Consider the following 10,252-nt stretch of genomic DNA (forward strand, 5'->3'; position numbering starts at 1 on the left):
GGCGCCGGTATGAGTAATTGGTCTTGCACTCGGCCGCGCACTTCAGGAAAAGCCGACTAGCCTGTTCTGTTCATATCCCTTTCAAGGATCTCTGAACCATGACCCTGTTGTTGGCTCAGTCGCTGGTGACGATCTTCGCCGTGATCAGTCTGGTGCATGTGTATTGGGCGTTGGGTGGCGAGTGGGCGGCGGTGGCGGCGGTCCCGCAGGTACCACAGGAGGGTACTGCGCAACTGAGGCCGGCGTTCAAGCCAAGAGGCTGGATCACGCTGGTGGTGGCCGGGCTATTGCTGTTGATTGCCGTGCTGGTGTGCTTGCGGGTGGGTTGGTGCCTGCCACCCTTGCATCACTGGTCGTTGCAGTGGGTGATCAGCGCGATTGCGATTTTGCTGTTTGCCCGGGCCATTGGCGATTCGGACCTGGTGGGTTTTTTCAAAGAGGTCAAAGGCTCGAAGTTCGCCCGGCTCGACACCTGGGTTTACTCGCCGTTGTGTGTGGTGCTGGGGGCAGGGTTGTTGGCGGTGGCCTGGGTCTGAGACAGGCCGGTCCAGTCAATACTAATCCTTGGTCTAACTACCGCTCTCCGTCCGCCGGCTGCTCACTTCGGCCGGCACATCATCCCCGGCCATGCGTTTGCGAAACAGGGCCGCCCGGGCCAGCAGCAAGGTCGTCACCGGCACGGTAATCGCCAGCAGGATCGGAATCAGCCAGGCGTGCAATACCGGCGCGGACTTGAGCGTCGAAAAGTAGATGATCGAAGCCAGCGCCACGCACCAGGTCCCGAGCGTCGAGGCCAGGGCCGGTGGGTGCATGCGCTGGAAGTAGTCCTTCATGCGCAGCAGGCCCGTGGCGCCGATCAATGCAAACAGGCTGCCGAGCACCAGCAGGATCGCCACCGGGATCTCCACCCACAACGACAATGGCGTATTCATTCGATCACCTCACCACGCAGCAGGAATTTCGCCAGGGCGAAGGAGCCGACGAAACCGAACAGGGCGATCAGCAGCGCCGCCTCGAAGTAGGTGTCACTGGCATAGCGAATACCCAACGCCAGCATCATCAGCATCGCGACGATGTACAGGTAGTCCAGCGCCAGAACCCGGTCCTGGGCCGATGGCCCCTTGAACAGGCGGATCAGGGTCAGGATCATCGCCAGGGAAAAGAAGAACAGGCTCAGCAGGATCGCGTTCGACAGCAACGGGCTCATTCGAAGATCTCCATCAACGGACGTTCGTAGGTCGTCTTGAAGTGCTGGATGAACAGCGCCTCGTCGTCCAGGTCGAAGACGTGCAACAGCAGAATGCTGCGGTCCAGCGCCAGCTCCGACCAGACCGTACCGGGCACCACCGTGGTGATCATCGACAGCGCAGCCAGGCCGTTGGCGTCACGCAAGTCCAGCGGCACCTTGATGAATTGCGAGCGGGGCGGGCGGCGACCGGCATTGAGCACGCTCCAGGCCACGGCGAGGTTGGACACCAGCACATCGCGCCCGACCAGCAGGACCAGGCGCAGGATTACCCAGGGACGACGGATGCGCACCGGCAACGGACGCAGTCTGCGCATCATCAATGGCGCACAGAACCCCAGCGCAGCACCCAGCAGCAGGTTGCCGGGACTGATAGACAGGTTCAGCAGGAGCCACAGCAGCCACAGGGCCAGCGACAGCAGCGGTGCCGGAAACAGGCGCGTCATGGTTGCACCTCCTGCGGGGCCGCTACGGCCGATGGGTTCGGTACGACGCGCGTGTCGAGCACTGCCATCACGTATTGCTGCGGGTTGTACAAGGCATCGGCGGCGGCCTGGGTGTAGCGCAGCAGCGGATCGGCCTTGAAGGTCAGCGCAATGCTCAAGCCCAGAAGGGCGAAGATCGGTACGCATTCCAAGCGTCGCAGCAGGGGCGATGGCCGTTCCGCTGGCGTCCAGAAGCGCTGGATACCCAGGCGCGAGAACGCGATCAGCGATGCCAGCCCGGACACGATCAACAGCACTAGCAGGCCCCACGCGGCGTTGGAAATCGGTGCATCGCCGCTGTTGCCCAAGCCCAAGGGATTGAGCAGGGCACCGATCAAACCGAGTTTTCCGATAAAGCCCGAGAGCGGCGGCATGCCGATGATCAACAAGGCGCAGGCGATGAAGCTCAGGCCGAGAAACGCCATGGTCCAGGGAATCACCTGGCCGACCACGGCTTTCTGGTCGTCGTCGAGGTTGGTGCCTTTGGGTGGGTGCAGGGATTCCAGTGGCCGGGGCAGCAGTTCGGCTTCATCTTCGAGCAGGATTTCGTTGGCCGAGCGCGAGCGCTCGATCAGTTCGGCCAGCAGGAACAGGGCGCTCAACGCCAGGGTGGAACTGAACAGATAGAACAGCGCCGCGCCGACCAGGTTCGGCTGGGCGAAACCGATGGTCGACAACAGGATGCCCGCTGACACCAGGATGCTCAGGCTGGCCATGCGCTCCAGGCGTTGTGCGGCGAGGGTCGCAATGGCGGCGCAGACGATGGTCGCCATGCCGCCGTAGATCAGCCAGTCGCCGCCAAAGAAAGCCGAAGTCCCGGCCTGGGCGGAGAACAGCAGCGTCCACAGGCGCAGCAAGGTGTAGACGCCGACCTTGGTCATGATCGCGAACATCGCCGCCACCGGGGCGCTGGCCGAGGAATAGGCCGGCACCAGCCAGAAGTTCAGCGGCCACATGCCGGCCTTGGCCAGGAACGCGATGGCCAGGATCCCCGCGCCGGCGTGAAGCAAGCCGCGATCAGCTTCGGACACCAGCGGGATTTTCACCGCCAGGTCGGCCATGTTCAGCGTGCCGGTGACCCCATAGATCAGCGCCGCGCCAATCAGGAACAGCGACGAGGCCAGCAGGTTGATCGAGATGTAATGCAGCCCCGACGACACCCGCGCCCGGCCCGAGCCGTGGAGCATCAACCCGTAGGACGCGGCCAGCAACACCTCGAAGAACACGAACAGGTTGAACAGGTCAGCGGTGAGGAACGCGCCGTAAAGGCCCATCAACTGGATCTGGAACAGCGCGTGAAAACTCGAGCCTGCGCTGTCCCAGCGTGCCATGGCAAACAGCAGGGCACTGACGCCGATGATGCCGGTCAGCACCAGCATCAGCGCCGACAGGCGATCGACCACCAGCACCAGGCCGAACGGCACTTGCCAGTTGCTCGGCAGGTACACACCGATGGAACCGGGCACGCCGGTGGTCTGTGTCCATTGCAACAATGCCAGGGCAATGCCCAGCCCGAGCAGGCTGGAGAACAGATTGATCTTCGCCTTGAGCGGCCGGTGCTTCTCGCCGAGCATCAGCATGATCGCGGCGGTCAGCAGCGGCAGCAGAATGGGTGCGACGATCAGGTGAGTCATCGCCATCATTCCTTGGGCTCCCGGCCATCCACATGGTCAGTGCCGGTCAGGCCCCGGGAGGCCAGCAGCACCACCAGGAACAACGCGGTCATGGCGAAGCTGATGACGATCGCCGTGAGTACCAGTGCCTGCGGCAGCGGGTCGGTGTAGTGCAACAGATCCTGCGGCACGCCGTCTTTGATGATCGGTTCCTTGCCGATGAACAGGCTGCCCATGCTGAAGATGAACAGATTGACGCCGTAGGACAGCAGGCACAGGCCCATGACCACCTGGAACGTCCGTGGGCGCAGGATCAGCCAGACGCCGGACGCGGCCAGTACGCCGATGGCGATTGCGATGACTTCTTCCATCAGACGGCTCCTTTGGCGGCAACGGATCTGGGCTGGGCGGCGGTTTTGTGGCCGCGCACCGATTGGTGGGCAAGGGCGGTGAGGATCAACAGGGTCGAACCGACCACCACGCCGTACACGCCGATGTCGAAGAACAGCGCGCTGGCCAGGTGAATGTCACCCAGCAGCGGCAACGAGAAATGCCAAGTGTGGGTGGTCAGGAACGGATAGCCGACCAGCATCGCCCCCAGCCCGGTGGCCGTGGCAATCATCAGTCCCGTACCCATCCAGCGCAGTGGCCGCAGGCTCATTTGCGCCTCGACCCACTGCGTGCCGGCGACCATGTATTGCAGGATGAACGCCACCGACATCACCAGCCCGGCGACAAAGCCGCCGCCCGGTTGATTGTGCCCGCGCATGAACAGGTAGAACGACACCACCAGCGCCACCGGCAACAGCAGGCGCACCAGCACCGCCGGCACCATCATGAAGCCGAGGGCGGTGTCGCTGGCGTGGCGCGGGTTGACCAGGTCGGTGACCACGTCCGGGGCGAGCAGGCGTTGCTGGGCCGGTAGTTGAAGGCTTTCTTTCGGTGGGCGGAAACGGCGTAGCAGGGCATACACGGTCAGGGCCACGGCCACCAGCACGGTGATTTCACCGAGGGTGTCGAAACCACGGAAATCCACCAGCATCACGTTGACCACGTTGCTGCCACCGCCTTCGGGCAAGGCGCGACTCAGGTAGAACGAGGAAATGTCGTTGGGGGTCTGGCGCGTCAGCATGGCGTAGGCCAGCAGCGCCATGCCGACACCGACCGAGGTCGACAGCAGCAAGTCGCGGATACGCCGCACCCGCGCTCGACGCAGACTGCCCGGTAACGGCGAGACTTCTTCGATCCGCCGTGGCAGCCAGCGCAGGCCAAGCAGGATCAGCACCGTGGTCACCACTTCGACCGCCAGTTGGGTCAGGGCCAGGTCCGGCGCGGAAAACCAGACGAAGGTGACGCAGGTCATCAGGCCGCAGACGCTGACCATGGTCAGGGCCGCGAGCCGGTGGTACTTGGCCTGATAGGCCGCGCCGAGGGCGCAGGCGATGGCCAGCAACCACAAGGTGACGAACACGATCGACCCGGGAATTTTCGGCCGGTCACCCCAGTGAAGGCTGCTGTGCAGCATGGGGATCAACCCGGCCAGTACGGCGGCGAACACCACCAGGAACAACTGCATTTGCAGGCGCCGGGTGCCAATCCTGGGCTCCAGGCGACGGGCCAGGCGGATGATGGCGACCAGCGCGTATTCGAACAGGTGCTTGCCGTCCAGGCGACCGATGACGGGCAGACGGTCGAAGCGCCCGCGCTTGAATTGATTGCGCAGCAGCAGATAAAGCACGGAGCCGCAGGACAAGGCGATCAGGCTCATGATCATCGGCGCGTTCAGGCCGTGCCAGATGGCCAGGCTGTACTCGGGCAGCGTGCCGCCAACCACCGGTTGCGCCGCCGCCGCGAGCAGCGGGCCGACTATCTGGGCCGGGAAGATCCCCACCAGCAGGCAAGTGAATACCAGCAATTCCACCGGTGCGCGCATCCAGCGCGGTGGCTCGTGGGGCGTGTGGGGCAGGTCGGTCGCGGGCGGACCGAAGAACACATCCACGGTGAAACGCAGGGAGTAGGCGACGCTGAAGGTACCGGCAATGGTTGCCACGATCGGCAAGCTCAGTTCGACCCAGCGCGTGGCATTGATGAACACGGTTTCGGCGAAGAACATCTCTTTGGACAGGAAACCGTTGAGCAACGGCACGCCGGCCATCGAGGCGCTGGCGACCATGGCCAGGGTGGCGGTAAACGGCATCAACTTGTATAGGCCGCTGAGTTTGCGGATATCGCGGGTGCCGCTTTCGTGGTCGATGATGCCGGCGGCCATGAACAACGAGGCCTTGAACGTCGCGTGGTTGAGGATGTGGAACACTGCGGCGACGGCGGCCAGGGGGCTGTTCAAGCCGAGCAACAGGGTGATCAGGCCCAGGTGGCTGATGGTCGAGTAGGCCAGCAATCCCTTGAGGTCGTTCTGGAACATCGCGCAATACGCCCCGAGCAACAGGGTGCAGGCGCCGGCGCCGCTGACGATGTAGAACCACTCTTCACTGCCCGACAGCGACGGCCATAGCCGCGCGAGCAGGAAGACCCCGGCCTTGACCATGGTCGCCGAGTGCAAATACGCCGACACGGGCGTCGGCGCGGCCATGGCGTGGGGCAGCCAGAAGTGAAAGGGAAACTGCGCACTTTTGCTCAGGGCGCCGATCAGGATCAGGGGCAACAGGATCGGGTAGAGGGCATGGGCGCGAATCAGGTTGCCGGCGGCCAGGACCTTGTCCAGGTCATAGCTGCCGACCACATGGCCGAGCAGCATGACCCCCGCCAGCAGGCACAAACCGCCTGCACCGGTCACCATCAGCGCCATGTAGGCACCGCGCCGGGCATCGGCGCGATGGTGCCAGTAGCCGATCAACAGGAACGAGAAGAGGCTGGTCAGCTCCCAGAAAAACACGATCTGGATCAGGTTGCCGGAAATCACCAGCCCGAGCATGGCGCCCATGAAGGCCAGGAAAAACGCGAAGAATCGCGGCACCGGATCGTTCGGCGACATGTAGTAGCGGGCGTACAGCGAAACCAGGGTGCCGATGCCCAGCACCAGCATGGAGAACAGCCAGGCGAAACCGTCCATGCGCAGGACGAAGTTCAGGCCCAGGCTGGGCAGCCATGAAAACTCTTCGCGAATGACGCCGCCATCGGCGATCTGCGGGTACAGGAAGGCGACCTGAAGAGTACCAATCAGGGCGATCAGGCCAGCCAGCAGGGATTCGGCGTTACGTGCATTGTGCGGCAACACGGCCGCCAAACAGCTGCCTATGAAAGGCAGAAGCAGTAGAACTATCAGGGACATAGGCTTCTAATCTGCGGAAGTTTGTGAAGCATTATACGTGCCAGCTCCCGGATCAACAAACGCCAAGCTGTCGCAGAATCCTACACGGTAGACGGAAATGCCCTGATTCACATTGTTTCTGGTTGAGGGGTTCGCCTGTGCCGACGCTTTCGCGAGCAAGCCCGCTCCCACAGTGTCCGCGTCGTTCACAAATTATGTGAACAACTCTGAACCTGTGGGAGCGGGCTTGCTCGCGATGGCGGTCTATCTGGCAATGCAGAGTTTGCGGTTTATCACTGTGTTTCCTGCTCCTGCTCCTGCTCCAGTTCCTGCTCAGCCGCCTTACCCTTGGTCTTCAATTCACTGACAATCACTGCCACTACAATCAACCCGGCCCCGACCAGGGCAATGGCCGGCAAGCGTTCCCCGGCAATGCGCCCGACAATCCCGGCCCATACCGGCTCGCCGGCATAGATCAGCGTGGCGCGGGTCGGTGACACGCTTTTCTGTGCCCAGTTCATTGCCACCTGAATCGCCGCACTTGCTGCCCCAAGTCCCAGCGCGCTGCACAGCAGCAACCAGGAGAAGTCCGGAATCGCCTCGTTGGTCGGCACCACCATCAGGAACGACAGCGCTGAAGTGACCGCCAATTGCACCACCGTCACCCGGCGCACATCGACTTGGCCGGCATAGGTGCTGATCAGGATGATCTCCGCCGCAATGGCCACGGCGCTGATCAAGGTGGCGATTTCACCGGGGCTGAAATTGAACGACGCACCGGACGGCCCGGACAACAGCATCAACCCGGTAAAGGCCAGCATGATGCCGATGCTCGGCATCAACCCCGGACGCCGCCCCAGCACCAGCCATTGCAGCAACGGCACAAACGGGACGTACAGCGCGGTAATGAATGCCGATTGGCTGCTGGGAATGCTCTGCAACCCGACCGTCTGCAAGCCGTAGCCGAGCATGATCGCCACGCCGATAAACGTCCCGGCCTTGAGTTCGAACAGGGTCAGGTCGCGCAGGTGACGCCAGGAAAACAGGGCGACGATGCTCGCGGCGGCGGCAAAGCGCAGGCCGACGAAAAACATCGGGCCGCTGACAGTCATCGCATGCTGTACCAGCAGGAAGGTACCGCCCCAGACCATCGTGATCAGCACCAGCACGCATTCGGCCTTGCTGAACCTTGTAAAACGGGAGGAAGCCTTTGGGGAGTTCACCGACGTCATGACCTTGCACGCTACTGGAGGGGGACGCACAATGCGTCGTATGTTGCGCAGTATACTGCCCAACCCCACTCAGTGAGCAATATAGTGCACAAAGATTCTACCCAACGGGCATCGGTCCTCCAGCACGTCAGTCAAAATGTCCGTCGTTTGCGCCATGCCGCCGACCTGAGCCAGACGGCGCTGGCGGAAAAGTCCGGTGTCAGCCGTCGCATGCTGGTGGCGATCGAGGCAGGGGAAAAGAACGTCAGCCTGACCACCCTCGACCGCGTCGCCGAAGCCCTCGACGTCGCCTTCAGTGATTTGATCCAGGCCCCCGACGCCCGGGATCCCAGCCGTATCAATGAGCTGGCCTGGACCGGCACCATCCCCGGCAGCAGGGCGGTGTTGCTCTCCAAGGCCCACGCCAGCCGCGAAGTCGAGCAGTGGGAATGGTGCCTGCAACCGGGCGAGGTGTATCCGTCGGAGCCGGATGCCGATGGCTGGAGCGAGCAGATTTATGTCTTCGAAGGTTGCCTGACCGTTATGCTCGGCGACCAGGCGCAGAATATCGCGGCGGGTGAATTCTTCATGTTCGCCAGCAACCAACCGCACTGTTATCGCAACGACGGGGCGGTGGCGGCGAAGTTTGTGCGTAATGTGGTGATCTGAACAGGGAGTGCACGATGGGCCAGAGCTTGATCAATGACGCCGACATCCTGATTGTCGGCGGCGGCCTCAGTGGCGCGATGCTGGCGGCGCAGTTGATGCGTTTGCCGGGCCGGCGCCGGGTGCTGGTGATCGAGCCCCGGGCCGAGTTGGGCCGGGGCGAAGCCTACAGCGCGGTGGAACTGGGCCATACCCTTAACGGCAATGCGGCGCGGATGAGTGTCGACCCGGACAACGCCGACGACCTGACCCAATGGTTGACCGAGTACATCGAGGCGGGCGGCTGGCCGGAGTCGGATCAGCAACACGTGCCGATCAGCGAGCTGTTTCCGCCACGGGGGATTTTCGGCCTGTACGCCCGGCAGCGCCTGGCACAAGCGCAGGCGGTGGGCGCCTTGAACGGTTCGACGGTCGAGCATGTGCAGGCCGAAGTGGTCGATTTGCAAGCCGATGCCGACGCCGTGCGGTTGACCTTGAGCGACAGCCGATGCGTGCAGGGCGCTTTTGCAGTACTGGCCACCGGGATGTTTCCCGCCGCGCGCACGCCACAAACCCGGTCCAGCGGCTTGAATGCGGCGGCCCTCGATCCGTGGGACGTGGCGGCCATGCAACGGCTCGATCCGCAATCGACAGTCATGATCATCGGCTCGGGCCTGACCATGGTCGACGCCGTGGTGTCCCTGGAACAGGCCGGGCATCGTGGCCCGATCGAAGTGTTTTCCCGTCATGGCCTGCTGCCCCATGTGCGTCGCCAGCCACCGGCCTGGGTGGACTTTCTCGCCGAGGATCAGAGCATCCGCACACCCCGCCAGTTGATGCGCGAACTGCGTCGGCACTGCCGGGACGCCATCGCCCAGGGCATCGACTGGCAGGCGCCACTGGACACGGTGCGGGCACACATCGGCCGCTTGTGGCATCAGGCGACGGATGTGCAGCGCCGGCAGTTCGTGCGGCATGTGCGGCCGTGGTGGGAAAGCCATCACCACCGCTCGCCACCCTTGAGCGCCGAACTGGTGGAGCGCTTGTATAAAGAAGGGCGGTTGCGTATTCACGCAGCCTCTTACCAGGGCCTTGAGCCATCGCTGAATGGCGAGGTGAGTATTCGCCTTCGACGGCGCGGCGAGGCGCAGACCTGCGTGGTCAGTGGTGCAGCCCTGATCAACTCCAGCGGTATCGAATACGACTGGCGCCGGGTCGCGCGGCCGTTGCCCCGGCAACTGCTCGCCCGTGGCCTGGTCCAACCGGGGCCGTTGGCTCTGGGCATCGCCGCAGAGGTCGATGGCGCGGTCCTGAACGCCGAGGGCCAGCCCGCCAGTCGCCTGTTTGCCATGGGCCCGCCGTTGCGCGGCATGTGGTGGGAAAGTACCGCCGTCACCGATGTGGCGAGCCAGGCCAAGGCGTTGGCCGGGCGGCTGGTGGGCTAGTCGTCCCTTTAACACACCGCGCAGTCAGCGCCTCTTGCCAGTGTGCCACTGACGGGACTCGTCGATCAGGTTGTGGGTCTGAGTGCATATCCGTTTCCTTAGTAACGGCTGCTTATGGTTTCGCCCTTACGGCGAGTCCCTTTTGGCAGACGCCCCAAAAGGAACCAAAAGGTCTCGCCCCGAACGTACGGCCCCTCGCTTGGGCTCGGGGTTCCTTCGCTCCGGCATTCATCCGGGGGCATCGCCTCCGGTCGGCTTCGCTCGACCTCCTCTCGATGTGTTCGGCTTCGCCGAACGGCGCTGCGCGCCTACCCCCGGATGAACGCCTCCACTCAGCCT

Annotated in this window: 10 protein-coding genes; 3 read left to right on the top strand and 7 right to left on the bottom strand. The window is 63.4% G+C overall.

Annotation, left to right across the window (positions count from 1 at the left end; translation table 11 throughout):
- Positions 1-98 precede the first annotated feature (98 nt).
- On the top strand, positions 99-536 hold the full coding sequence (locus VC35_RS26635; protein WP_046043631.1) for a DUF3995 domain-containing protein: 438 nt from the start codon (positions 99-101) through the stop codon (positions 534-536).
- A gap of 33 nt (positions 537-569) precedes the next feature.
- Here VC35_RS26635 and VC35_RS26640 read toward each other — a convergent pair whose 3' ends face one another.
- The 7 genes from VC35_RS26640 to VC35_RS26670 form a co-directional block, all read right to left on the bottom strand.
- A complete protein-coding gene (locus VC35_RS26640) occupies positions 570-932 on the bottom strand; it encodes a Na+/H+ antiporter subunit G (RefSeq protein ID WP_046043633.1) in 363 nt (120 codons plus the stop codon).
- Positions 929-1,207 (bottom strand): K+/H+ antiporter subunit F, encoded by a 279-nt coding sequence (locus VC35_RS26645; RefSeq protein WP_007986253.1) that lies wholly within the window; start codon positions 1,205-1,207, stop codon positions 929-931. The genes VC35_RS26640 and VC35_RS26645 overlap by 4 nt, the downstream gene beginning before the upstream one ends.
- Positions 1,204-1,692 (bottom strand): Na+/H+ antiporter subunit E, encoded by a 489-nt coding sequence (locus VC35_RS26650; RefSeq protein WP_046043634.1) that lies wholly within the window; start codon positions 1,690-1,692, stop codon positions 1,204-1,206. The genes VC35_RS26645 and VC35_RS26650 overlap by 4 nt, the downstream gene beginning before the upstream one ends.
- Positions 1,689-3,374 (bottom strand): monovalent cation/H+ antiporter subunit D, encoded by a 1,686-nt coding sequence (locus VC35_RS26655; RefSeq protein WP_046043636.1) that lies wholly within the window; start codon positions 3,372-3,374, stop codon positions 1,689-1,691. The genes VC35_RS26650 and VC35_RS26655 overlap by 4 nt, the downstream gene beginning before the upstream one ends.
- On the bottom strand, positions 3,371-3,715 hold the full coding sequence (locus VC35_RS26660) for a Na+/H+ antiporter subunit C (protein WP_007986256.1): 345 nt from the start codon (positions 3,713-3,715) through the stop codon (positions 3,371-3,373). The genes VC35_RS26655 and VC35_RS26660 overlap by 4 nt, the downstream gene beginning before the upstream one ends.
- Positions 3,715-6,633 (bottom strand): monovalent cation/H+ antiporter subunit A, encoded by a 2,919-nt coding sequence (locus VC35_RS26665; protein ID WP_046043638.1) that lies wholly within the window; start codon positions 6,631-6,633, stop codon positions 3,715-3,717. The genes VC35_RS26660 and VC35_RS26665 overlap by 1 nt, the downstream gene beginning before the upstream one ends.
- A gap of 272 nt (positions 6,634-6,905) precedes the next feature.
- On the bottom strand, positions 6,906-7,844 hold the full coding sequence (locus VC35_RS26670) for a DMT family transporter (RefSeq protein WP_046043639.1): 939 nt from the start codon (positions 7,842-7,844) through the stop codon (positions 6,906-6,908).
- Between the two features lie 84 nt (positions 7,845-7,928).
- Between VC35_RS26670 and VC35_RS26675 the strand changes: the two genes are divergently transcribed.
- Positions 7,929-8,492: a helix-turn-helix domain-containing protein gene (locus VC35_RS26675; RefSeq protein WP_046043640.1), complete on the top strand. Its 564-nt coding sequence runs from the start codon at positions 7,929-7,931 to the stop codon at positions 8,490-8,492.
- A 14-nt stretch (positions 8,493-8,506) separates the two neighbouring features.
- On the top strand, positions 8,507-9,913 hold the full coding sequence (locus VC35_RS26680; protein WP_046043641.1) for an FAD/NAD(P)-binding protein: 1,407 nt from the start codon (positions 8,507-8,509) through the stop codon (positions 9,911-9,913).
- The last annotated feature ends 339 nt before the right edge of the window (positions 9,914-10,252 follow it).

It is taken from the genome of Pseudomonas fluorescens (genome assembly GCF_000967965.1).
Classification (GTDB): domain Bacteria; phylum Pseudomonadota; class Gammaproteobacteria; order Pseudomonadales; family Pseudomonadaceae; genus Aquipseudomonas; species Aquipseudomonas grandcourensis.